Annotated in this window: 18 protein-coding genes; 11 read left to right on the plus strand and 7 right to left on the minus strand. The window is 67.7% G+C overall.

Features of this window, described 5'->3' with window-relative positions:
• Positions 1-82: 82 nt before the first annotated feature.
• The 4 genes from trpA to ACREE8_RS04735 all read left to right on the plus strand — a co-directional run bounded on the left by trpA (position 83) and on the right by ACREE8_RS04735 (position 3,952).
• Complete coding sequence (gene trpA, locus ACREE8_RS04720; protein WP_431571855.1) at positions 83-961, plus strand: tryptophan synthase subunit alpha; 879 nt, start codon at positions 83-85, stop codon at positions 959-961.
• A gap of 31 nt (positions 962-992) precedes the next feature.
• The gene (gene accD / locus ACREE8_RS04725; RefSeq protein WP_431571824.1) at positions 993-1,880 is read left to right on the plus strand and encodes an acetyl-CoA carboxylase, carboxyltransferase subunit beta; all 888 of its coding nucleotides are present in this window, start codon (positions 993-995) and stop codon (positions 1,878-1,880) included.
• A 247-nt stretch (positions 1,881-2,127) separates the two neighbouring features.
• Positions 2,128-3,435, plus strand: a complete 1,308-nt coding sequence (locus tag ACREE8_RS04730; RefSeq protein WP_431571825.1) for a bifunctional folylpolyglutamate synthase/dihydrofolate synthase — start codon at positions 2,128-2,130, stop codon at positions 3,433-3,435.
• On the plus strand, positions 3,428-3,952 hold the full coding sequence (locus ACREE8_RS04735) for a GNAT family N-acetyltransferase (RefSeq protein WP_431571826.1): 525 nt from the start codon (positions 3,428-3,430) through the stop codon (positions 3,950-3,952). The genes ACREE8_RS04730 and ACREE8_RS04735 overlap by 8 nt, the downstream gene beginning before the upstream one ends.
• On the opposite strand, the gene ACREE8_RS04740 is transcribed toward ACREE8_RS04735, so the two are convergent.
• The 7 genes from ACREE8_RS04740 to tsaE all read right to left on the minus strand — a co-directional run bounded on the left by ACREE8_RS04740 (position 3,953) and on the right by tsaE (position 14,986).
• Positions 3,953-5,134 (minus strand): aminotransferase class V-fold PLP-dependent enzyme, encoded by a 1,182-nt coding sequence (locus ACREE8_RS04740; protein WP_431571827.1) that lies wholly within the window; start codon positions 5,132-5,134, stop codon positions 3,953-3,955.
• A gap of 347 nt (positions 5,135-5,481) precedes the next feature.
• Positions 5,482-5,802, minus strand: coding sequence for a thioredoxin TrxA (gene trxA / locus ACREE8_RS04745; RefSeq protein WP_431571828.1), 321 nt, complete (start codon positions 5,800-5,802; stop codon positions 5,482-5,484).
• A gap of 237 nt (positions 5,803-6,039) precedes the next feature.
• Complete coding sequence (gene addA / locus ACREE8_RS04750; RefSeq protein ID WP_431571829.1) at positions 6,040-9,540, minus strand: double-strand break repair helicase AddA; 3,501 nt, start codon at positions 9,538-9,540, stop codon at positions 6,040-6,042.
• Entirely contained in the window at positions 9,537-12,563 is a 3,027-nt protein-coding gene (gene addB / locus ACREE8_RS04755; RefSeq protein WP_431571830.1) for a double-strand break repair protein AddB, read from the minus strand. Before addB ends, addA begins: the two co-directional genes overlap by 4 nt.
• Positions 12,564-12,710: 147 nt before the next feature.
• Positions 12,711-13,436 carry a nucleotidyltransferase family protein gene (locus tag ACREE8_RS04760; RefSeq protein WP_431571831.1) on the minus strand — a complete coding sequence of 242 codons (726 nt, stop codon included), beginning with the start codon at positions 13,434-13,436 and terminating at the stop codon, positions 12,711-12,713.
• 18 nt (positions 13,437-13,454) lie between these two features.
• A complete protein-coding gene (locus ACREE8_RS04765) occupies positions 13,455-14,504 on the minus strand; it encodes an aminoglycoside phosphotransferase family protein (RefSeq protein WP_431571832.1) in 1,050 nt (349 codons plus the stop codon).
• Entirely contained in the window at positions 14,501-14,986 is a 486-nt protein-coding gene (gene tsaE, locus ACREE8_RS04770) for a tRNA (adenosine(37)-N6)-threonylcarbamoyltransferase complex ATPase subunit type 1 TsaE (RefSeq protein ID WP_431571833.1), read from the minus strand. The genes ACREE8_RS04765 and tsaE overlap by 4 nt, the downstream gene beginning before the upstream one ends.
• A 334-nt stretch (positions 14,987-15,320) precedes the next feature.
• Between tsaE and ACREE8_RS04775 the strand changes: the two genes are divergently transcribed.
• The 7 genes from ACREE8_RS04775 (at position 15,321) to ACREE8_RS04805 (ending at position 23,398) form a co-directional block, all read left to right on the plus strand.
• Positions 15,321-16,340, plus strand: a complete 1,020-nt coding sequence (locus ACREE8_RS04775; RefSeq protein WP_431571834.1) for an NAD(P)/FAD-dependent oxidoreductase — start codon at positions 15,321-15,323, stop codon at positions 16,338-16,340.
• 42 nt (positions 16,341-16,382) lie between these two features.
• Positions 16,383-17,300, plus strand: a complete 918-nt coding sequence (locus ACREE8_RS04780) for a LysR family transcriptional regulator (protein ID WP_431571835.1) — start codon at positions 16,383-16,385, stop codon at positions 17,298-17,300.
• 108 nt (positions 17,301-17,408) lie between these two features.
• Positions 17,409-17,894 (plus strand): formate dehydrogenase subunit gamma, encoded by a 486-nt coding sequence (locus ACREE8_RS04785; RefSeq protein WP_431571836.1) that lies wholly within the window; start codon positions 17,409-17,411, stop codon positions 17,892-17,894.
• Positions 17,891-19,441: a formate dehydrogenase beta subunit gene (locus tag ACREE8_RS04790; RefSeq protein WP_431571837.1), complete on the plus strand. Its 1,551-nt coding sequence runs from the start codon at positions 17,891-17,893 to the stop codon at positions 19,439-19,441. Before ACREE8_RS04785 ends, ACREE8_RS04790 begins: the two co-directional genes overlap by 4 nt.
• A gap of 21 nt (positions 19,442-19,462) precedes the next feature.
• Positions 19,463-22,303, plus strand: a complete 2,841-nt coding sequence (fdhF, locus tag ACREE8_RS04795) for a formate dehydrogenase subunit alpha (RefSeq protein WP_431571838.1) — start codon at positions 19,463-19,465, stop codon at positions 22,301-22,303.
• Positions 22,248-23,189 carry a formate dehydrogenase accessory sulfurtransferase FdhD gene (gene fdhD / locus ACREE8_RS04800; RefSeq protein WP_431571839.1) on the plus strand — a complete coding sequence of 314 codons (942 nt, stop codon included), beginning with the start codon at positions 22,248-22,250 and terminating at the stop codon, positions 23,187-23,189. Before fdhF ends, fdhD begins: the two co-directional genes overlap by 56 nt.
• A complete protein-coding gene (locus tag ACREE8_RS04805; RefSeq protein WP_431571840.1) occupies positions 23,186-23,398 on the plus strand; it encodes a formate dehydrogenase subunit delta in 213 nt (70 codons plus the stop codon). Before fdhD ends, ACREE8_RS04805 begins: the two co-directional genes overlap by 4 nt.
• Positions 23,399-23,401: the final 3 nt, after the last annotated feature.

Here is a 23,401-nt window from a genome sequence, read left to right on the forward strand (position 1 = left end):
TGGTGATGAATATGTGCGGCCGCGGCGACAAGGACATCTTCACCGTCGCCGACGCGCTGAGGGTGACGCTGTGAGCGCCGCCGTGACCGCCGGCGCCAAGCCCGCTGCCGCCGCCGTTCGCGGCACCGATTCCGGCCGCATCCGCCGGCGCTTCGACGCGCTCAAAGCCCAAGGCCGCGGCGGCCTCGTCACCTTCGTGACCGCGGGCGACCCGGACTACGACACGGCGCTGGCCATCGTCAAAGGCCTGCCCGAGGCCGGCGCCGATCTGATCGAGATCGGCATGCCCTTCAGCGATCCGATGGCCGACGGCCCGGCGGTCCAGGCCTCGTCCCTGCGGGCCCTCAAGGCCGGCATGACCTTGAAGAAGACGCTGGCGCTGGTGACCGCCTTCCGCGCGGCCGACAAGGACACGCCCATCGTGCTGATGGGTTACTACAACCCGATCTATCGCTACGGCGTCGATCGCTTCCTCGTCGATGCGAAGACGGCGGGCGTGGACGGGCTCATCGTCGTCGATCTGCCGCCGGAAGAGGATGGCGAGCTCTGCCTGCCGGCGCTCGCCGCGGGCGTCAATTTCATCCGCCTCGCCACGCCCACGACCGACGATCAGCGCCTGCCGGCCGTGCTCGCGAACACCAGCGGCTTCGTCTATTACGTCTCGATCATGGGCATCACCGGCACCCGCTCGGCGGCCGATTCCGAGATCGCGGCCGCGGTCGGGCGCCTCAAGCGCCACACCGATCTCCCGGTCGCCGTGGGATTCGGCATCCGCACGCCGGAACAAGCGGCCACCGTCGCCGGCATCGCCGATGCGGCGGTCGTAGGCTCGGCGATCGTGGACAAGATCGTCGCGGGCCTCGACGGTCAGGGCAAGGCCAAGCCCGGTCTGGTCAAGGAGCTGCTGGGTTTCGTGGCGCAGCTGGCGCAAGGCGTGCGCGGCGCGGCACGCAAGCGTTGAATATGGGGGCGACCCTTTTGCGAGGTCATCCATGAGCTGGCTCACCAATTTCGTGCGTCCCAAGATCCAGGCGCTGGTCCGCAAGACCGACGTGCCGGACAATCTCTGGGAGAAATGCCCCGCCTGCTCGCAGATGATCTTCCATCGCGATCTCGAAGCGAATCTTCGCGTCTGCACCCATTGCGGCCACCACTTGCGCCTTTCCTGGCGCCGGCGGCTCGAGCTCTTGTTCGACGAGGGCAAGTTCGAGCGCATCGATCTGCCCAAGGGCGATGCCGATCCGCTCAAATTCCGCGACCGCAAGCGCTATGTGGACCGTCTCAAGGAGACGCAGGCCAAGACCGGTGAGCAGGATGCGATCGTGGTGGCCCATGGCACCATGGGCGGCCAGGCGACCGTGATCGCCGCCTTCAATTTCGAGTTCATGGCGGGCTCGATGGGCAAGGCCGTGGGCGACGGGCTGATCGCGGCCGCACGCCTCGCCGTCGAGAAGCGCGCGCCCCTGATCGTGATCCCGGCCTCGGGGGGGGCGCGCATGCAGGAAGGCATCATCTCGCTGATGCAGATGCCGCGCAGCATCATCGCCGTCGACGAGGTGAAGGAAGCGGGACTGCCCTATATCGTGCTGCTGACCGATCCCACGACGGGGGGCGTCAGCGCCTCCTTCGCCATGCTGGGCGACATCCAGATCGCCGAGCCGGGCGCCGTCATCGGTTTTGCCGGCGCCCGCGTGATCGAGGAAACGATCCGCGAGAAACTGCCCGAGGGTTTCCAGCGCGCCGAATATCTGCTCGACCACGGCATGGTCGATCTGGTCTCGCCGCGCATCGAGCTGCGCGACACCCTCATCCGCATCCTGCGCCTGCTGGGCCAGCGCCGCCTCCAGAACACGAGCCCGGTCCCCTACGGCGCGATTTGAACGTGTCTGCGCACTCCCATTTATTACTATCCCCTCCCCCCTTGAGGGGGAGGGTTAGGGAGGGGGGTACCGCGGTCTCCATTCCTTGGACGCTCTTGCAGCGTTCCGTTGGTTTGGAAGAGCAGCACCGACTTGCTAAGTCCGGAGCGTTTGCCACCCCCCTTCCTCACCTTCCCCCTCAAGGGGGGAAGAGATCTGATTTAGGGCTCGCTCTTTCTTGCTTCTCAAAATCGATCGAGCCCGCATCATGACCGCCCCCCTCGGCAGCGATCTCGTTCTCGAGCGGCTGACCAAGCTGCATCCGAAGCTGATCGATCTGGTGCTGGATCGCGTGCAGCGGCTGCTGGATCGCGTCGGCAATCCGGAGCGCCGGCTGCCGCCGGTGGTGCATGTCGCCGGCACCAACGGCAAGGGCTCGACCGTCGCTTACCTGCGCGCGATCCTCGAGGCCACGGGCTATCGCGTCCATGCCTATACCTCGCCGCATCTGGTGCGCTTCCATGAGCGCATCCGCCTCGCCGGCAAATTGATCGAGGAGACCGAGCTGCTGGCGCTGCTCGAGGAATGCGAGCGCGCCAATGGCGAGGAGCAGATCACCTTCTTCGAGATCACCACGGTGGCGGCGTTCCTCGCCTTCACCCGGCATCAGGCCGACATCGTGCTGCTCGAGGTCGGGCTCGGCGGCGAGTTCGACGCGACCAACGTGATCGAGCGCCCGCTCGCCTGCTGCCTGACCCCGATCTCGATGGATCACATGCAGCATCTGGGCCATACGCTGGCCGAGATCGCCGCGACCAAGGCCGGCATCATGAAGCGCGGACGTCCCGTGGCGATCGGGCCGCAGCCGGCCGAGGCGGAAGCCGTCTTCGACGCGCGCGGCGCCGAACTCGGCGCCCCACTCCATCGGTTCGGGCGCGAATGGAGTGCCCGGCGCGAGGGCGACGCGCTCGTCTTCCGCGACAAGCGCGGCGAGACCCGCTGGCCGCTGCCCGCACTCCCCGGCCTGCATCAGATCGAGAATGCCGGGCTGGCGCTTGCGACCCTGCCTCTGCTCGACGGCTTCGCGATTCCCGACAGCGCCATCGCCAAGGGCTTGCGCAGCGTCGAATGGCCGGCGCGGCTGCAACGCCTGCAGCGCGGACCCGTGGTCGACGCGCTGCCGCCGGGCTGGGAAGCCTGGCTCGATGGCGGCCATAACGAATCCGGCGGGCAGGCGCTCGGCGTCCATGCCGCGGGCTGGCGGCGGGAGCGCCCCGATCTGCCGATCCGTCTCGTCTTCGGCATGCTCTCGACCCACGATCCGGTCGGATTCCTGAAGCCGCTGTTGCCGCATATCCAGGACGTGACCGCGGTCGCTGTCGGCGGCAATCACCAGGCGCTCGATGTCGAGGCCCTGGTCGATGCCGCCAGGCGCGCGGGTGCTACGCAGGTTCGCAGCGCGCCCTCGGCCGATGCCGCCGCGCGCGCGATCGTCGCCGCCGATCCGACGCCGGCACGCCTTCTCATCTGCGGTTCGCTCTATCTCGCCGGCGAAGTCCTGGCGAAGAATGGTTGAGCGGGCACCCGCGATCCTGATCCGCAGCGAAGCCCCAAGCGACATCGTTGCCATCAATGCGCTCAACCGGCTCGCCTTCGGCGGCCCCGGCGAATGGCAGATCGTCGCCCGGCTGCGCCAGGCGAAGCTGATCGCGCTCTCGCTGGTGGCCGAAGAGCAGGACCGGATCGTCGGCCATATCCTCTTCAGCTGGCTCCCCACCCGGATCGACAGCCGCGACGTCGCGGCGGTGGCGCTGGCGCCCATGGCCGTGCATCCCGACCGTCAGCGCCGTGGGATCGGATCGCTGATGGTACGCGAAGGCCTCAAACTTCTGCCGACCCTTGGCGCCAGCGCCGTGATCGTGCTGGGCCATCCCGATTTCTATCCGCGCTTCGGCTTCTCGCCCGAGCGGGCGCGCAACCTCGCCGGTCCCTTTTCCGGCGAGGCCTTCATGGCGCTGGAGCTGGAACCGGGCGCGCTCCGGGGCGAAAACGGCAAGGTCACCTACCCCGCCGCCTTCGGCCTCGGGAGCTGATCAGTTCGTCTTGGGTGCGGTCGCCCGGAAATGCTCCTCGGCCGCCGCGACGCCGGAGCCCGGCGCCAGGGTCGCACCCAGGTCGCGCATCGTCATCTCGGCACCCGACAGCGCCGCCAGCACCATCAGCTCGTTGAGCTCGCCCAGATGGCCGATGCGGAACACTTTCCCGGCAAGCCGCGCCAGCCCGACGCCGAGCGAAAGGTTGTAGCGGCGATAGGCGTGACGCACGAGCTCGGCGCCGTCGATGCCCGGCGGCGTCCAGATCGTGCTGACCGTGTCGGAATGCCATTGCGGCGCCTTGGCGACGAGCGACAGGCCCCAGGCGGCGACCGCGCGGCGCACAGCTTCCGCCATGCGGTGATGGCGTGCGAACACATTCGGGAGCCCCTCGCCCAGCAGCAGATCGACCGAGGCGCGCAAGCCGCGCAGCAGGGTCATCGGCGGCGTGTAGGGGAAATAGCCGTTCTTGTTCATGCGCAGCATGTCGTCGAAGGAGAAATAGCTGCGCGGCAGCTTGGCCGTGGCCATGGCGGCGAGCGCCTTGTCGCTGACGGCGACGATGGCCAGGCCCGTCGGCATCATGAAGCCCTTCTGCGAGCCGGCGACGGCGATATCGACACCCCATTCCTCCATGCGGAAATCGATCGACGCGATCGAGGAGACGCCGTCGACGAAGAGAAGGGCCGGATGCTTCGCTTCGTCGAGCGCGCGGCGCACCGCGGCCACGTCGGAGGCGACGCCGGTCGCGGTCTCGTTATGCGTCACCAGCACCGCCTTGATCTTGTGGGCGCGGTCGGCCTTGAGCCGTTCGGCATAGATTGCGACCGGCACGCCCTCGCCCCATTCGACGTCGATCGCATCGACAGCAAGGCCGTGACGCTGGCAGAGCTCGGCCCAGAGCTGGCTGAAGAGCCCGAAGCGCGAGGCGAGCACGCCGTCGCCGGGCGAGAGCGTGTTGGTGATGGCCGCTTCCCAGCCGCCGGTGCCGGTGCCGGCGAACACCAGCACATGGCCGGTCTTCATCTGGAACACCGTCTTCAGATCGGCGAAGAGCGGCAGGGTGAAATCCGGCACGTCGGGAGCTCGCTGATCTTCCTGGGCACCGCCCATCGCACGGCGAACCGTCTCGGGCATATTGGTGGGACCGGGAATGAACAGAAAATTTCGACCCGCCGACATCGTCACTCTCCCTGTCAGGCCAGCGCCTGATTCGATCTCGAACCCGCCCGGCAAAATGCCGGCGGCGTTGGATCGGATTTCGATCCTAGGGGTGCGATGCGCGAAGCCACGTCATGGAATCGGTGTCGGCGGACAATTGGTCGCAGCAACCCGCTCCCTTTCATGACTGGCCGATCAGAAAGCGGAGCGGTCGGCGCGATGAAAAGGATTTCCTGGGAGCCTTCGATCGTCGCAAAGCGGGCCGATGCGAATCGAAGGCGCCAAAAACGATCGGGGCCGCTCTCCCGGCCGGGAGAGCAGCCCCGTCATTCGATCCTCTCGGAGGAGTCCGGCGAATCTTCGGTCGGTCAGATGACCGATTCGACCCACTCGGAGAGCTTGTTCTTGGGCAGGGCGCCGATCTTGGTGGCGGCCACCTGGCCATCCTTGAACAGCATCAGCGTCGGAATTCCGCGCACGCCATATTTGCGCGGCGTATTCGGATTTTCGTCGATGTTGATCTTCGCGATGGTGACGCGACCGTTCATGCTGGTCGCAATCTCCTCGAGCGCCGGCGCGATCATCTTGCAAGGACCGCACCACTCCGCCCAGAAATCCACCAGCACGGGGCCGGGCGCCTTGAGCACGTCGCTGTCGAAGCTCGCGTCGGAAACCTTGGTTGTGGTCATAAACACTCCCTAACGGGTTGGGCGGCCTTATGGGGAAAGATTAAGCCACCCGGACTTCAGACTCGACGCAAAACTTAGGAACCGGCCCGTTCAGCGTCAAGCCGCGCGTTGGCAGCGGAGAGCCTGATCGTCTCAAGTCGAATCGACTTGAGACGTGAATCAGTCTCTCTAGTCATTTGAATCAGAGCAAGATTCACGAATCAGCTTGATTCAAGCTGATTCGACCTTGCTCTGGGCTCATGGCAGATGCGCGTCCAGAAGTTCGTCCGGTAACCGCATCAACAACGGGGTCTCTGTCCAGAGCAGGTGGCAAGCGATTGGCAAGCCGGGGTAAATGCCGGCGAGCAGGGCGCGGTAAGCCGCCATCTGGCGCAGATAGGCGACCGGCACCTGGTCGAGACTCGAAGCCGGCGGCCGGTTGGTCTTGAAATCGACGATCCAGACGCCGTTCGCATCGACGGCGAAGCGATCGATCTGACCGGCGATCGCGAGGCTGTTCCCATGTCGGCCGACGACCTCGCCGGCGATCGGCTGTTCGGCGCGCGCGCTCGGCGACCAGATCGGCGCCAGATCGGGCCGCGCCAGGAGATCGAGCACGTGCGTCAGGATCTCGTCGCGCGCCGCCGGATCCAGCCCATAGAGGGAGCGCTTCAACAGCTGCTGCGCTGCCGCCTTGCGGCGCGACGGCGGAATCTCCGGCAGGCTTTGCAGCAGGCGATGGATCAGCAGGCCGCGTCCGAAGCGCGTCGCCTGCGCATCGCCCTGGCGCAGTGGCGAGAGCAGGCCCGGCTCGGCGATCGCGGGCCGGGACGGCGCCACGGGCCGCCAGGGCTCGGGCTCGCGCGCCACCGGCTGGCGCAGCGAGTCGGGCGGCGGCGGCGGCAAGAGAACGAGCGTCCCTTGCACCTTCGCCTTGTCGGGTGCTGCGGTCGAGGCGGCGGCGATGGCGCGGCTCGGACCCTGCCAGCCCTCGGGCCGCGCTTCGGCGGGCGCGAAGCCCAGCGCCTCGCCCTTGTCCGCCAAAGTCGCCACCAGATGCTCATACCAGCTCAAGGGTTGGCCGCTCTTGCGCGAATCCCAGCCGCAGAGATAGAGCCGATCGGCGGCGCGCGTCAGGCCGACATAGAGCAGCCGACGATATTCATCGGCCTGCGCCGCGTCGCGATGCGCGCGCGCCGCCGTCGCCAGCTCCTCGTCGAACCCCTTGCGCCGCACCCAGAGCGGCAGGGCGGTCTCGCCCTCGCCTGCCCAGAGAATACGCTCGGTCTGTTTGGGCACCTGCGCCGTGTCGGGCAGGATCACGATCGGCGCCTCGAGGCCCTTGGCGCCATGCACCGTCATGATGCGCACCTGGCCCGCGGCCCCCGGCTCGTTGGTCTCCTGGTCCAGGTCGCGCTTGACCTCGATCGAGCCCGCCTCGAGCCAGGCGAGGAAGCCTTGCAGCGAAGGCGGATGGCTGCGGCCGTGATCGAGCGCCAGGCGCAGGAATTCCTCGATCGGATCGGCTGCATCCGGCCCCAGCCGCGCCAGCATGCGCCTGCGTCCGCCCCGCGCGCCGAGGATCTCGGCAAAGAGCTCGAAGGGCGGCAGGAAATCGACATGGGCGAGGAGATCGGCCAGGAGCGCATGGGCCGCGGTGAAATCCGGCCGCAGGCCCGCGCGCTCGGTCAGGCTGCGCCAGAGCGTCTGTGTCCCGCGATCATGCGCCAGATCGAACAGCGCCTCCTCGTCGAGCCCGACCAGCGGGCTCTTCAGCACCGTCGCCAAGGTCAGATCGTCTTCCGGCATCAGCAGGAAGTGGCCCAGCGCCATCAGGTCCATGACGGCGATATGCTCGTCGAGCTTGAGGCGGTCGATGCCGGCGACCTCGACATTCTTGTCTTTGAGCTCGCGCACCAGCTCTTCGACGAAGGCGTTGCGGCGCCTGACCAGCACCAGGATGTCGCCCGCCCGCACCTTGCGGCCGCGCGAGGGCAGCTCGTCATGGCCGATCATCTCGGCGATGCGCGCCGCCAGGGTGCGCGCGAGACGCGCACGCGGCAGATCGACATCGTCCACCACCACCGGGAGGCTCCAAGCTTCCGGCTCCTCGCCCTTGATCTCGACCGCGATCGGCCAGAGCTCGACGCGGCCGCCTTGCCCGGGCCTCGCCGAGATATGCGCAACCGTCTCGCCCGGCGGTGCGACGCCGGCCGCAGCCTGTGCATCGGCGAAGACCGTGTCGATCGCCTCCAGCACGGTCGGCACCGAGCGGAAAGACACATGCAAGGGTTCTTCGAGCAGCGGCTCGCCGACCTCCCTCAGCTTGGCGCGGAAATGCTCGCGCATGCGCCGGAAGCCTTCGGGATCGGCGCGCTGAAAGCTGTAGATCGATTGCTTGGCATCGCCGACGGCGAAGAGCGTGCGCGGCTTCTCGCGCGTCTGCCAATTGGCGAAGAACTCGTCGGCGATCGAAGCGACGATGTCCCATTGCTCGGGGCTCGTATCCTGCGCCTCGTCGATCAGGATATGGTCGATGCCGCCATCGAGCTTGTAGAGGACCCAGGGCGCCAGGCCCGGGCGGCGCAGCAGATCGCGCGTCAACACGATGAGATCGTCATAATCGAGCGCCGCCATGTCGCGCTTGCGCTGCGCATAGCCCAGCAGCACCGCCCGCCCCAGGGTCAGCAGCGCCTCGGTCGCGGTCGCGATCTCGGCGGCGTTGAGCCGCTCTGTCAGCTGCACCACGCGATCCTGCTCGGCCATCAGCGCTTCCGCCGCACCCGGCACCGCGTCTTCGCCGCCTTTGCTGACCAGTTTCGCGCGCGGCGAACCATTGCTGGTGAAGAAGACGCCGCGATAGAGATCGAAGCCCGCCAGCCGCGCCGCTTCGTCGCCCGCCAGCCAATCGGCCAGGATCGGCGCATGGCCCTTGTCGGTCTTGCCACCCTGGCTCAGCGCCTCGACCGCACGCGTGAGGCCGGCGCGATCGAAGGCGCTTTCGGCCATCGCTGCAACCATGAGCGAGGTGATCGTGTCGTCGGGCTTCAATCGCAGGCGCTGACGCAGCCGCTTGACCGCGGCCCCCAGCCCGCCCGTGCCGGCGGCCAGGGCCTCCAGCCGGCGGCGCTCGATCATCAGCTTCTGCAGGAGCTCGTCGAACTCGGCTTCGCTGCCGACCCGCTCGGTGACGGCAGCGAGCGCCCGCGCCAGGGCGGGATCGCGGCCAACCCTCGCGTCCGACAGCACCTCTTCGCGCAAGGCCGCGCGCAGGGCTTCCGCGTCGCGCTCCTCGAGCACGGTGAAATGGGGCGCGATGCCGGCCTCGACCGGGAAGCGCGCCAGGAGCGACTGGCAGAAGGCATGGATCGTCTCGATCCGCATGCCACCCGGCGCGTCGAGCAGCTTGGCGAAGAGCTGCTTCGCCTTGTCCTGCAGCTCGGTCGTGGCGACTTGCGGCGTCAGCTCGGTGAGCGCCTTGCGCAGAGCCTCGGGGTTCGATGCGGCCCAACTCGCGAGCGTCGCGTCGATGCGGTTGCGCATCTCGGCCGCGGCGGCGCGCGTATAAGTCAGACAGAGGATCTTGGTCGGCGGCACGCCATCGAGCAGGAGCCGCAGCAGCCGGTCCACCAGCAGCTTGGTCTTGCCGCTGCCGGCCGACGCGCTGACCCAGGCCGAGTGGCGCGGATCGGCGGCGCGTGCCTGCGCCTCGCTCGCGAGCCCGATCGGATCCTGCGGGGTCGTGTCGGCGCGGCTCATTCCTCGCCTCCGGCAGCCGACCATTCGGCGATGCGTGCGAGATGGCCGTAATCGCTGTAATGCGGCGCATAGGCCGGGTGGGGCTCGGAATCATAGGGCGTCGCTTCATTGGCGAAGGTGACGACGAGACGCATCAAACCCGCCAGCGCATCCTCGGCCAGAGCGACCGCGTCGGCATCCCTGCCGCCCGCACCCTCGATATGGCCGGGCGGGTCGCCGCCCGAGAGACGCCAATAATCGAGCCGCGTCACGACCGTTTGGCCCAGATCGGGAAAGCCGCCCAGCGCCGCCATCGCCGCCTCCAGCGGCAATTGCGGCGCGTAGCCCTGCTTCACCATCTTGGCCGAGGGCAGCGCGCCGGTCTTGTAGTCGATGATGGCGGTGCTGCCGTCGCGCAGGCGATCGATCCGGTCGGCCTTGGCGGTGAGCGTGAAGGCGAAACCGCCGGCATCGATCTCGATCTTGCCGCGGAGCTCGGTGAGCGATTGCAGGATCGCCGGCAGCTCCTCGGCGCGCTGCTCGAGGAACCAGCCGGCGATGCGTTCGAAGCGCGGCCACCAGAAGGCCCAGACGGCAGGGCGGTCGAGCCAGCCGCCGAAGGCCTCGCGACCGAACCGCATCAGCGCGTCATGGGCATTTGCGGGCAGGCGGTCCGGATAGGCGCGGATGAAGGCGTCGAGCGCCCGATGGATGATGGTGCCGCGCTCGGCCGCTTCCGCCGCCGCGTCGATCGGCTCCATCGGCCGGAGCCTCAGGATATGGCGCGCATAGATCGCGTAAGGATCGCGCTTCCAGGTCTCGATCTCCGTGACCGAGAGCTGGTGCGGCCGGACCTCCACGGGCGGCCGTGGCGAAGGCCGTGCGATCGGCTGCGGCGGACCCTCGGGACGATCCCAGGCGGCAGCCCAGGCGAGCCATTGCGGCGCCTGGAGCAGCGCCGGATCCTGGCCCGCGGCCTTCATCAGCGCGTCGATGCGCGTCAGCCAGCGCGAGGGCACACTGGGCGCTCCATCCACTTTGCGCGCGCGCGTCAGCACCACGCGCGCCGCGCCGCAGGCCTGCTGGAAATCATGGGCCGAGAGTCCGATCCGCCGTTCCGCCGGCGGCAGGCCGAAGGCCTCGCGCATCGGCCGGCTCATCCAGGGATCGGGCGAGGGTGTCACCGGCCAGGTGCCTTCATTGAGCCCGCCCAGGATCATCAGATCGACCTGCTGCAGCCGCGCCTCGAGCGGGCCCCAGACGAAGAGCCGCGGATGGCGGCCATAGCGCGGCCGCACGCGTTGTGCGGCCATGAGCGCGTCGAGCAGGGCCGGATATTCCGGCGCCGCGATCGGCTCATGCTCCTTGGAGGCCGCCAGGAACTCGGTGAAGAAGCTCGCCGCCGCTTCGCCCGCATCGCCGCGCCACAGCCGCGAGGCACCGGTCTCGCTGTCGCTGGCGACGAGCGCTTCGGCCACGGTCAGGTGAGCGCGAATCAATTCTTCCAGCGGCACACGCTTGGAATCCGCGAGGTCGAGATAGGGCGCTGCGGCGTCGGCGATGCGGTCGAGCCAGGAGGAAAGAATCGCCAGCTCGGGATAGCGCTCGATCGCCGGCGCCAGCGCCGCCTGCAACCCGGCAAAGCCTGGCGCCGGCCGCGGTCCCCGTAACGCGGCGCGTTCGAGTGCCCGCAGCTTCGCCCGAAATCCGGCCGTTGCCTCGCCGCCCGCCGCCAGGGGGTGTTTCAACAAGGACAGCAGCGGCACCGGCGCCACGCCGTCGAGCGGCAGCCCTGCCACCAGCCGCAGGAAACTGCCGGGCGGCGTCTGGCCGAGATCGGTGCCGGCGGAATCGTCGATCTCGATCGACCAGCGCTTGAGCTCGGAAGCGACGCGCCGTGCCAGCGAACGATCCGGTGTCACCAGCGCCGCGCGCTGGCCCTTCTTCTCGATCGCGTCGCGCATCAGGAGCGCGATGGTGAGCGCCTCCTCGCTCAGGCCCGGGCAATCGAGCCGCGTCAAACTGATCTCATGACCTTCGCCCTTGAGCGCGATCCGGTCGGCGGCCGCATCGCGATTGGGGCGGCTCCAGAGATGGGTGAGGTCGGCTGGCGCCAGCGCCTCGGTCAGGAAGGCCTGACGACGCGCGACCGCGGGATGGGCTGGCGCGTCCGGCCAGGGCAGAACCGAAGTCGGCGCGACATCGAGACGTTGCAGCAGCAGCCGGAGCCCATGCTGCGGATGGCTCGGATCGGCCTCGACCTTCTGCCAGAATTCCGCATTGCCGCCGGCGGCCAATCCCGGCAGCACCACGCGCCCTTGCGGCAATTGCGCGACCGCCGCGATCAGATCGGCGGTGGCCGGGATCGAGCCCGTCGAACCCGCCGCGATCACCGGATCCTGCGGCGGCGATTTGAGCCAGAGCTCCGCCTGGCGTTCGAGCAGAAGGTTGCGCCGTTCAGCCGCGCCCACGGCACCGGCCTGTTTCTCGATCTTCGGCCAAAACCTGGTGACGATCTCGAGGAACTCGACCGTGAGCTGCCAATGCCGCGCCAGCTCGCCCGGCACGATCTCCGCCAGCCGCTCGAAGGAGAGCCGCTCGGTCGCGACCTGGTCGACCAGCCGCGCCAGCTCGCCCGCCAGCGACGCGGCGCGATCGGCCGACATCGATTCGCTGCGTGCCGCGGCCGCGCGCGAAACGAGGCGCGCCAGCATCAATTGGCGCATCAAGGACGGCAGCGCCGGCGGCAGGTCGAGCGCCGCGCCCGGCTCCTCCGCCTCGGCCGCGAGCGCCAGCTCCTCCTCGTCGATATCGCCGAGCGGCGTCAGCTGCGGCAGCAGCAGCGGCCGGCCTTCGCGCAGGCGCAGGAAGGTCTCCTGCAGCGCGCGGCAAGCACGGCGTGTCGGCAGCAGGACGCGATAGCGCCCGAGCGCCAGCGGATCGTCATGAGTCTCGATCAGAAGACGGCGCGCGAGCGCATCGAGGAAGGGCACGCCCGCAGGGATCGAGAAGATCCGGTCGGGCGGCAGGATTGGATGCGTCATTCTTGCAGCCTCACGCCACCCCCTCTCGCCTGTCCTCTGCCATTCCGCGGTTCTGTCATCGCCGGACTTGATCCGGCGATCCAGGGGCCGCAAAGACTGGATGCCCGGGTCGAGCCCGGGCATGACAGGAAGAAAGCCTTTGCGCGCCTACCGGCTCCTGAAGCCGACTTCGGCCAGGCGCTCCTCCACCTCGGCCAGATGCCGTGGCGTGCTGACATGATACCACTCGCCGTCATGGCGCAGCCCATAAAGCCGCCCCGCCTCGATCGCCCGGTCGTAAAGGACATTGAGCGAGAAGAAACCGTCCGGCGAATTCTCGAACAGACGCGGATGCAGGAGCTGGATGCCCGAATAGAGAAAGGGAGAGACCTCCCATTCGCGCCGGCGCCTGATCACGCCTTGCGGATCGAGCGCGAAATCGCCCTGGCCGTCATAGCCGACCGCGGTGGCCGTCGGTTGCAGCAGCAGGAGCGCGTCCATCCGCGCATCGTCCCAGGCGGCCGCCAGACGATGCAGCGCGTTGGTCTTGCCATTGAGCCAGAGGATCTTGGCGTTGACCGCGAAGAAGCGCCCCGCCCCCAGCAGAGGCAGCGCCTTCTTGATGCCGCCGCCGGTCTCGAGGATCTCCTCCTCATGCGAATAGACGATCTCGGGCGCGCTGCGGTGCGAGAGATGCTCGACGATGCGCTCGCCCAGCCAATGCGTGTTGACGACGGCGCGCTTGACGCCGCCCTCGGCCAGGCGGTCCAGCACCCAGTCGATCAGGGGGCGGTCCGCGACCTTCACCAGCGGCTTCGGCGTCTCTTCGGTCAAAGGCCGCAGGCGCTTGCCGAAGCCGGCCGCCAGAACCATCGCGGTATCGGGAAATGACATCAGGGCTGTTCCAGGAACTCACATGGAGACGGCGCCGCGCTTGGCGCGCGGCACGTAGGTGTCGAACCAGTCTTTGAGCGGCGCCATGGCCGGGGCCGCCAGCGCGCTTTCGAGCTGCCGCCAGACGCGCGGCAGATGCACCAGATAGGCGGGCTTGCCGTCGCGTTTCCAAAGCCGCAGGAAAGTGCCGATGATGCGCGAGTGGCGCTCGGCGCCGAGCACCGCGAAGGCATCGGCGAAGGCCGCGCGATCGAGGCCCGGCAGGCCCGTCACGAAGCGCTCATAGAGCTCGGGCTCGAGCCCGGGCATCAGATCGCGCCGCGCATCCTGCAGCAGCGACATCAGGTCGAATCCCATCGGCACCCGCACGGCATCCTGGAAATCCAACAGGCCGCAGGCGGCCACACCCTGGCGCTGCGGCAGCCAGAGCAGATTGTCGACATGATAGTCGAAGAGGCCGATCGATTCCGGAGCCCGCCGGCCGCGCGGCAGAACCTGGCGCCAGGCCGCACGATAGTCGTTCAGGACCTTCTCCGGGATCGGTCCGCCCATCACGGTCGGCCACCACCATTCGGTCAGGCGCGAGACCTCGTCGAGGGCGCGGGCATCGTCGAGCGGCGGCAGAGACTGCATATCCTTCGGCTGGATATGTTTCGCCAGCTCGATCAGCACATCGACCGCGAGGCGGTAGAGCCCCGGTTCGTCGGTGCCGCGCTGCAGCAGGCGCGTATAGGTATCGTCGCCCAGATCCTCGAGCAGCAGGAAGCCTTGCGCCTCGTCGGCCGCATAGAGCTCGGGCGCGGACAGGCCGAGGCCGCCCAGGATCTTCCTCACCGCCACGAAGGGCCGCACATCCTCCTGCGGCGGCGGCGCGTCCATCAGCACCGCCGTGCGGTCGCCCCGCGTCAGGCGGTCATAGCGCCGGAAGGACGCATCGCCCGCGAGCAGCCGGCGCTCGGCGCTGCCCCAGCCGGCCCGCTTCAGGAATTCGTCGCGTTTGGCGACGCGCTCGGGCTGTTCGTGAAGCTTGAGGGGTGTCGTCATGGCGCGCGTCGAAGGCCTCGTCATGCCGCGAGACGGTCGATGCGCGAGGCCCAGCTGCCTTGGCCGACCAGATCGGCATGGCGGGCGCCGGGGCTCTGGGCGAAGCGCAGCATGAGATCGAGCCGTGGCCCCGGCAGCAGCCGGCCCAGCCGCTCGGGCCATTCGATCAGCGACATGCCCTCGGCCAGCGCCTCTTCGAAACCCAGCTCCCACACCTCGTCGGGCGCCGACAGTCGGTAAAGGTCGAAATGCCAGAGCGGTCCCTTGGGGGTCTCATAGGTCTGGACCAGGGTGAAGGTCGGGCTCGGCACCTCTTCGGGCCCGCCCATCAGGCCCGCGATCACCGCCCGGGCGAGGCAGGTCTTGCCGGCGCCGAGCTCGCCCGAGAGCGCCACCAGATCGCGCGGCGCCAGGGCCGCGGCGAGGCCGGCGCCGAGCCGCTCGGTCGCGGCTTCGTCGGGCAGAAACAGGGACCGGACAAGGGATGAGGCGGCGGAATCGGTCATGCCGGATGGGTTGTAGCGAGGGGCCAGGAACGACGCAACCGCCGGGCCCCGGTGGCGTGAAACCGGGCTTCCGCGGCGCAAATCCGGCGGAAACCGGCCCCCGAGTCGGTCCCAGAGCAAGGTCGGACCGGCTCTTACCGAGCCGGTCCGTGAATCTTGCTCTGATTCAATATCAAGCGGGCCTGATTCACGTCTCAAGCCAAATCGGCTTGAGACGACCAGGCCCGATGGCCTGCTTGCCAGGACCGCGACAGGCCGCCATGTTCCCGGGCTGGTATGGGCCGGCCGACGATACCGGCCGTCTAGCCCGCCCTTTAATCCGGAGATTCTGCCCATGACCGCCAGCGCCACGCATCAGACCGACGTCGCCATCATCGGCGCCGGCCCTGTGGGGCTCTTCGCCGTGTTCGAATGCGGGATGCTGAAGATGAAGGCGCATGTGCTGGACGCGCTCGACATGGCCGGCGGCCAATGCAGCGCGCTCTATCCGGAGAAGCCGATCTATGACATCCCTGGCCATCCGCGGATCGACGCGGCCGAGCTGGTGCGCCAGCTCGAGGTCCAGGCCGCGCCCTTCAAGCCGGTCTATCATTTCGGCCATGCGGTCACGGGGGTCGAACCCCATGGCGACCGCTTCCTGGTGTCGAATGCGGGCGGCGTCACGGTCGATGCGCGCGCGGTCATCGTCGCGGCCGGTGTCGGCGCCTTCGGGCCCAACCGTCCGCCGCTCGACGGCATCGAGGCCTATGAAGGCAAAAGCGTCCATTACCTGGTGAAGCGGCGCGAGGATTATCGCGGCAAGCGTATCGTCATCGCCGGCGGCGGCGATTCGGCGCTCGACTGGGTGCTCTCGCTGGCGGACCTCGCGGCCCATGTCTATGTCATCCATCGCCGGCCGAAATTCCGCGCCGCCCCCGAAAGCGTCGCGCGCATGGAAGCGCTGGTGAAGACCGGCAAGGTCGAGATGGTGGTGCCCTATCAGCTCTCCGGGCTCGAAGGCGGCAACGGCCAGATCAGCGCCGTCGTCGTCGCCACGCTCGAAGGCGAGAAGCGCAGCCTGCCGGCGGACGTGCTGCTGCCCTTCTTCGGCCTCTCGATGAATCTGGGCCCGATCGCGAAATGGGGCCTCAATCTCGACCACAACCATATCCTGGTCGATCCCTCGAGCTGCGCCACCAGCCGCGCGGGCGTGTTCGCCATCGGCGATATCGCGCATTATCCGGGCAAGCTGAAGCTGATCCTGTCGGGCTTCGCCGAAGCGGCCGCCGCGGCTCACGCGATCTATCCGCTGGTGCATGTGGGCGAAGTGCTGCATTTCGAATATTCGACGACGTCCGGCGTGCCGGGCGCATAAAGCGCCCCTGCAACAGGGCGAAGAAACGGGATCGTATCGGCCATGCTTCTTCGCCAGCTCGAATATCTCGTGACGCTCGCCCGCGAGCGGCATTTCGGGCGCGCGGCTGCGGTCTGTCATGTGACCCAGCCCACCTTGTCGGCCGCGATCCGCGAGCTCGAGTCCGAGCTCGGCGTCCTCATCGTCGAGCGCGGCCAGCGCTTCCGCGGTCTCACGCCCGAAGGCGAGCGGATCGTCGAATGGGCGCACCGCATCATCGCCGATCGCGACGCCATGCATCAGGAGCTGGCGCTGCTGAAAGAAGGCCTCAGCGGCCACCTCACCATCGGCGTGATCCCGACGGCGCTGGCGGCCTTGGGCCTTCTCACCACGCCGTTCCGCGCGACCCACCCGCGCGTGCAGATCAAGATCCTGTCGATGAGCTCGATCGAGATCCAGCGCGGGCTCGACAATTTCGATATCGACGCGGCCCTGACCTATCTCGACAACGAGCCGCTCCTGCGCGTGCGCAGCCACCCGCTCTATCACGAGCGCTATTACCTCGTGACCGGCGATCCCGACCTCTTCGCGACGCGGCGCAGCGTGACCTGGGCCGAGGCGGCGAAGGTGCCGCTCTGTCTTTTGACACCCGACATGCAGAACCGGCGCATCGTCGACCACGCCTTTCACGAGGCGGGGGCCACGCCGACGCCGGTGGTGGAATCGAATTCGATCCTGGGCCTCTACACCCATGTCCGCAGCGGCCTCGCCGCGGTCCTGAGCCAGGCGTCTTTGCATCTGCTGGGGGAGCCCAATTGGCTGCGCGCCCTGCCCTTGACCGATCCCAAGCCCGAACGGCTCATCGGGGTGGTCTATCCGGAGCGCGAGCCGCTCCAGCCCACGGCCCGGGCCTTGGTCGAAGTGGCTCAAACCCTTGATATTGAAGCTGCTTTGGCGTCGATCGGACCGCCCAGGTCTTGATCTTTGATAGATAAAACCTATCAATCAATAGCCTATTCCACTTTGATATAGGCTTCGGCTATCAATTATTGTTGCGCATCGATACCGACCAACGCGTGGGAGAGCGCCATGGGCGTGATGCCCTGGTCGGCGGAAAGGGCGGCCGAGTTGATCGAACAATATCGGTCACAAGCGGGTGCCTGTCTGCCGATTCTGCATGCCTTGCAAGAAGAGTTCGGCCATGTGCCCGCGGCAGCGGTGCCGCTCGTGGCCGAGGCGCTGAACCTGTCGCGTGCCGAAGTGCATGGCGTGGTTTCCTTCTATCACGACTTCCGCAAGACGGCGCCCGGCCGCCATGTGCTGAAGCTCTGTCGCGCCGAGGCCTGTCAGGCCATGGGCGCCGACAAGCTGGCGGCCCAGGTGAAGGCCCGCTTCGGCATCGATTTCCATGACACCAGCGCCGACGGCAAGCTGACGCTTGAACCGATCTTCTGCCTTGGCAATTGCGCGTGCGGACCTGCAGCGATGCTCGACGAACGGATCCTCGGGCGCGTCGACCTCGCCAAGATCGAAACGTATCTGGCGCGCCACATCGCTCAGGAACGTCAATCGTGACGCGTCTCTTCGTTCCGATCGATTCGACGGCCCTCTCGCTCGATGCGGAGGAAGTGGCCGAGGCCCTGACGCTTGGGTTGAAGCGCAAGGGCGCCAAGGCCGAGATCGTGCGCAACGGCTCGCGCGGCTTGTTCTGGCTGGAGCCGCTGATCGAGGTGGAAACGCCCGAGGGACGCGTCGGCTACGGGCCGGTGACGCCCCAGGATGTGCCGGGTCTTCTCGAGGCCGGCTTGCTCGAAGGCGGTGAGCACAAACTGCGTCTCGGGCTGGTGGATGAGATTCCCTGGCTCAAGCGCCAGCAGCGCCTGACCTTCGCGCGCTGCGGCATCGTCGATCCGCTGTCGCTGGAAGATTACGAGGCCCATGGCGGTTATCGTGGCCTCGCCAAGGCGCTCACTATGGCGCCCGCGGCCATCGTCGACGCCGTCACGACCTCGGGCCTGCGCGGCCGCGGCGGTGCCGGCTTTCCGACCGGGATCAAATGGAAGACGGTCCTGGGCGCCAAGGCCGATCAGAAATACATCGTCTGCAACGCCGACGAGGGCGACAGCGGCACCTTCGCCGATCGCATGCTGCTCGAAGGCGATCCCTATGGGCTTATCGAAGGCATGACGATTGCGGGCCTCGCCGTCGACGCCACGCAAGGCTTCGTCTATATCCGCTCCGAATATCCGCATGCCTTCCTCACCTTCAAGCGCGCGGTCGCGAACGCCCGCGACGAAGGCCGGCTGGGCCCGAAGATTCTCGGCAGCGATTTCAGCTTCGATATCGAAGTCCGCATGGGTGCGGGCGCCTATATCTGCGGCGAAGAGACCTCGCTCCTGGAAAGCCTCGAGGGCAAGCGCGGCGTCATCCGCTTCAAGCCGCCACTGCCGGCGCTCCAGGGACTCTTCGGCAAGCCCACGGTCGTCAACAATCTCGTCACGCTCTCGACCGTTCCCTTCATCCTCGCCGAGGGTGCGGAGACCTATCGCGATTTCGGCATGGGCCGCTCGCGCGGCACCCTGCCGGTGCAGCTCGCCGGCAATGTGAAGCGCGGCGGTCTGGTCGAGCTCGCCTTCGGCGTCACGCTCGACACGCTGATCAATGATTTCGGCGGCGGCACCGCCTCGGGCCGGCCCTTGCGCGCGGTCCAGATCGGCGGCCCGCTGGGCGCCTATTTCCCGGCGAGCCTGCTCGATCTCCCGATGGACTATGAAGCGCTGGCGGCCAAGCGCGGCATGCTGGGCCATGGCGGCATGGTGCTGTTCGACGACAGCGTCGATCTCGCCCGCCAGGCGCGCTTCGCCATGGAATTCTGCGCCACCGAATCCTGCGGCAAATGCACGCCCTGCCGCATCGGCTCGACCCGCGGCGTCGAGATCATGGATCGCATTATCGCGGGCCGCGACATCGATGCGCAGACAGCGCTGCTGCGCGATCTCTGCGAGGTCATGACCGACGGCTCGCTCTGCGCGCTGGGCGGCCTGACGCCGCTGCCGGTCTTGAGCGCGCTCGAACATTTCCCCGACGATTTCAAACGGCCGGTTGCGGTCGCGGCCGAATAGCCGAGAAGAGGAAGACCTCCCATGGCTCTGCATCCCGAGATCGATTACGGCACCCCCGCCCGGGTCGGCGCACCGGTCACGCTCGAGATCGACGGCCAGGCGATCACGGTTCCGGCCGGAACCTCGATCATGCATGCCGCGGTCGAGGCCGGTCTCTCGATCCCCAAGCTCTGCGCCACCGACAATCTCGAGCCCTTCGGCTCCTGCCGGCTCTGCCTGGTCGAGATCGACGGTCGTCGCGGCACACCCGCCTCCTGCACCACGCCGGTCGAGCCGGGCATGAAGGTCAAGACCCAGACGCCGCGGCTGGAAAAGCTGCGCAAGGGCGTGATGGAGCTCTATATCTCCGATCATCCGCTCGACTGCCTGACCTGCGCCGCGAACGGCGATTGCGAGCTGCAGGACATGGCCGGTGCCGTGGGCCTGCGCGAGGTGCGTTACGGCTATGAAGGCGCCAATCACTTCGACGCCAAGAAGGACGTCTCCAACCCCTATTTCACCTTCGATCCGGCCAAATGCATCGCCTGTTCGCGCTGCGTGCGCGCTTGCGAGGAGGTCCAGGGCACCTTTGCGCTGACCATCGGCGCGCGCGGCTTCGAATCGCATGTCTCGGCCGGCCAGGATGAGGATTTCATCGGTTCGGAATGCGTCTCCTGCGGCGCCTGCGTGCAGGCCTGCCCGACCGCGACCTTGATCGAGAAGTCGGTGATCGAGCTGGGCCAGCCGCGCCGCGAGGTCGTCACCACTTGCGCCTATTGCGGCGTCGGCTGCTCCTTCAAGGCCGAGCTCAACGGCAACACCGTCGTGCGCATGACGCCCTGGAAGGACGGCAAGGCCAATCACGGCCATTCCTGCGTCAAAGGCCGCTTCGCCTGGGGCTATGCCGCGCATAAGGAACGCATCCTGAAGCCGATGATCCGCACCAGCATCGATCTGCCCTGGCGCGAGGTCTCCTGGGACGAGGCGATCAATTACGCCGCCTCCGAGTTCAAGCGGATCCAGGCGAAGTATGGCCGCACCTCGGTCGGCGGCATCACCTCCTCGCGCTGCACCAACGAGGAGACCTTCCTGGTGCAGAAGCTGATCCGCACCGCCTTCGGCAACAACAATGTCGATACCTGCGCGCGCGTCTGCCACTCGCCCACCGGCTATGGCCTCAAGACCACGCTCGGCACCTCGGCCGGCACCCAGGATTTCGATTCGGTCGACGAGACCGACGTGGCGCTGGTGATCGGCGCCAACCCGACCGACGCGCACCCGGTCTTCGCCTCGCGCATGAAGCGCCGCCTGCGCCAGGGTGCCAAGCTCATCGTGGTCGATCCGCGCCGTATCGATCTGGTGCGCACGCCCCATGTCGAGGCCCAGTTCCATCTGGCGCTCAAGCCCGGCACCAATGTGGCGGTCGTCAATGCGCTGGCCCATGTGATCGCGACCGAGGGCCTGCTCGACGAGGATTACATCAAGGAACGTTGCGATCTCGAGAGCTTCCGCGAGTGGCTCGCTTTCATCCGCCAGCCGCTGAACTCGCCGGAAGCGAGCGAGGCCTATACCGGCGTGCCCGCGGCCGACCTTCGCGGCGCTGCCCGCCTCTACGCGACCGGCGGCCGCGGTGCGATCTATTACGGGCTCGGCGTCACCGAGCACAGCCAGGGCTCGACCACGGTCATGGCCATGGCCAACCTCGCCATGCTGACCGGCAATATCGGCCGGAACGGCGTGGGCGTGAATCCGCTGCGCGGCCAGAACAATGTGCAGGGCGCCTGCGACATGGGCTCCTTCCCGCATGAGCTCTCGGGCTACCGCCATGTGTCCGATGCGTCGACCCGCGCACTCTTTGAAAGCGCCTGGGGCGTCGTGATCGATCCGGAGCCCGGCCTGCGCATCCCCAACATGCTCGACGCCGCCGTCGACGGCAGCTTCAAGGGTTTGTATGTGCAAGGCGAGGACATCCTGCAGTCCGACCCCAACACCCATCATGTGGGTGCCGGTCTCGCCGCCATGGAATGCGTGGTCGTCCAGGACCTGTTCCTGAACGAGACCGCGAACTACGCCCATGTGTTCCTGCCGGGCTCGTCCTTCCTCGAGAAGGACGGCACCTTCACCAATGCCGAGCGGCGCATCAGCCTCGTGCGCAAGGCGATCCCGCCGATGGCCGGAAAGGCCGATTGGGAGGCCACGATGGCCCTTTCGGCGGCGTTGGGTTACCCGATGAACTACAAGCACCCCTCCGAGATCATGGACGAGATCGCGCGGCTGACGCCGACGTTTGCGGGCGTTTCGTTCAAGCGGATCGAGGAGCTGGGCAGTATCCAATGGCCCTGCAACGACAAGGCGCCGGAAGGCACCCCGATCATGCATGAGAAGGGCTTCGTGCGCGGCAAGGGCCTGTTCGTCCTGACCGAGTTCGTGCCGACCGAGGAGCGCACCGGTCCGCGCTTCCCCCTGATCCTCACCACCGGGCGCATCCTCAGCCAGTACAATGTCGGCGCCCAGACGCGGCGCACCGCCAACTCGGTCTGGCATGAGGAAGACCGGCTGGAGATCCATCCGGTCGACGCCGAGGATCGCGGCATCAATGACGGCGACTGGGTGCAGTTGAAGAGCCGCGCCGGCGATACCACCTTGCGCGCCCGCGTCTCCGAACGGATGCAGCCGGGCGTGGTCTATACGACCTTCCACCATCCCGACACCGGCGCTAATGTCGTGACCACGGAATTCTCGGACTGGGCGACCGATTGCCCGGAATACAAGGTGACCGCCGTCCAGGTCCGCCCGACCAACCGTCGCTCGGATTGGCAGGAGGAGAATGACGAATTCACCCGACGCGCGCGTCGCATCGCGGCGGCGCCGGCGGCCGAGTAACGGTATGGGCTCGATGCTGTCGCGCTCCCGCGCGCCGCGCGCGACCCCGATGCCGGCATCGGAATCTCCCAAGATTCCGGCGGCTTCGGCCCGGTTGGGCGCCGAACGCTGGCACGGCGGGAATCACGAGGCCATCGAGCAGGCGATCGCGACCGAAACGCCCCTGGCCGTCACCTATAACGGCGAATCCTACGTCGTGATGATGGGCAGCCCGGCCGATCTCGAGGATTTCGCGCTGGGCTTCAGCCTCGCCGAAGCCATCGTGAAGCGCGCCAGCGAGGTCGGCCCGATCCGGGTGACCGATCATGGCCGCGGCCTTCAGATCGATGTCACCATCCCGGAACGCCGCGCCCGCATGCTGGGCGTGCGCTCGCGCAATCTGGCGGGGCGTGCCGGCTGCGGGCTCTGCGGCATCGCCGAGCTCGACCAGGCGCTGCGGCCCTTGCCTCAGCTTGCGCCCGGTCCGGTGGTTTCGAGCCGCGTCATTGCGGCGGCGGTCGAAAGCCTGCCGGCCCTGCAGCCGCTCAATAGCGAAGTTCGGGCGGTCCATGCCGCGGCCTGGTTCACGGTCGAGGGAAAGCCGGTGCTCGCGCGCGAGGATGTCGGGCGCCACAACGCGCTCGACAAGCTGATCGGCGCCCGCGCCCGGATGGCCCCCGATGGCGACTACGCGCCGGGCTTCGCCGTCATCACCAGCCGCATGAGCGTCGAGATGGTGCAGAAGGCCGCGACCGCCGGCATCGGGCTCCTGGTGGCGGTTTCCTTCCCCACCACGCTCGCGATCGAGACGGCCGAGGCCTGCGGCCTCACTCTGGTGGCCGGCGCCCGCGACGAGGGCTTCCAGGCCTATACCCATCCCGAGCGCATTGCCGAGACCAGACCATGAATCCCGACCGCCTCGTCTATATGGCCAACCAGATCGCCAAGGGTTTCCGCCTCAAAAGCGAAGACCGCGCGGTCGCCGACACGCTCGACCATATCCAGAAATTCTGGGAGCCGCGCATGCGCCGCGAGATCCTGGCCGTGCTCGCCGCCGGCGGCGACGGCTTGGAGCCGATCGCCCGCAAAGCCGTCGAGCAGATCAAGGTGAGCTAGAGG

Origin of the sequence: Hypericibacter sp. (genome assembly GCF_050729195.1) — a bacterium.
Lineage (GTDB): Bacteria > Pseudomonadota > Alphaproteobacteria > Dongiales > Dongiaceae > Hypericibacter.

Excerpts from the sequence above, each read along its gene's own strand:
- accD (WP_431571824.1), top strand. The coding sequence starts at position 993 with ATGAGCTGGCTCACCAATTTCGTGCGTCCCAAGATCCAGGCGCTGGTC.
- ACREE8_RS04730 (WP_431571825.1), top strand. The coding sequence starts at position 2,128 with ATGACCGCCCCCCTCGGCAGCGATCTCGTTCTCGAGCGGCTGACCAAG.
- ACREE8_RS04735 (WP_431571826.1), top strand. The coding sequence starts at position 3,428 with ATGGTTGAGCGGGCACCCGCGATCCTGATCCGCAGCGAAGCCCCAAGC.
- ACREE8_RS04740 (WP_431571827.1), bottom strand. The coding sequence starts at position 5,134 with ATGTCGGCGGGTCGAAATTTTCTGTTCATTCCCGGTCCCACCAATATG.
- trxA (WP_431571828.1), bottom strand. The coding sequence starts at position 5,802 with ATGACCACAACCAAGGTTTCCGACGCGAGCTTCGACAGCGACGTGCTC.
- addA (WP_431571829.1), bottom strand. The coding sequence starts at position 9,540 with ATGAGCCGCGCCGACACGACCCCGCAGGATCCGATCGGGCTCGCGAGC.
- addB (WP_431571830.1), bottom strand. The coding sequence starts at position 12,563 with ATGACGCATCCAATCCTGCCGCCCGACCGGATCTTCTCGATCCCTGCG.
- ACREE8_RS04760 (WP_431571831.1), bottom strand. The coding sequence starts at position 13,436 with ATGTCATTTCCCGATACCGCGATGGTTCTGGCGGCCGGCTTCGGCAAG.
- ACREE8_RS04765 (WP_431571832.1), bottom strand. The coding sequence starts at position 14,504 with ATGACGAGGCCTTCGACGCGCGCCATGACGACACCCCTCAAGCTTCAC.
- tsaE (WP_431571833.1), bottom strand. The coding sequence starts at position 14,986 with ATGACCGATTCCGCCGCCTCATCCCTTGTCCGGTCCCTGTTTCTGCCC.
- ACREE8_RS04775 (WP_431571834.1), top strand. The coding sequence starts at position 15,321 with ATGACCGCCAGCGCCACGCATCAGACCGACGTCGCCATCATCGGCGCC.
- ACREE8_RS04780 (WP_431571835.1), top strand. The coding sequence starts at position 16,383 with ATGCTTCTTCGCCAGCTCGAATATCTCGTGACGCTCGCCCGCGAGCGG.
- ACREE8_RS04785 (WP_431571836.1), top strand. The coding sequence starts at position 17,409 with ATGGGCGTGATGCCCTGGTCGGCGGAAAGGGCGGCCGAGTTGATCGAA.
- fdhF (WP_431571838.1), top strand. The coding sequence starts at position 19,463 with ATGGCTCTGCATCCCGAGATCGATTACGGCACCCCCGCCCGGGTCGGC.
- fdhD (WP_431571839.1), top strand. The coding sequence starts at position 22,248 with ATGACGAATTCACCCGACGCGCGCGTCGCATCGCGGCGGCGCCGGCGG.
- ACREE8_RS04805 (WP_431571840.1), top strand. The coding sequence starts at position 23,186 with ATGAATCCCGACCGCCTCGTCTATATGGCCAACCAGATCGCCAAGGGT.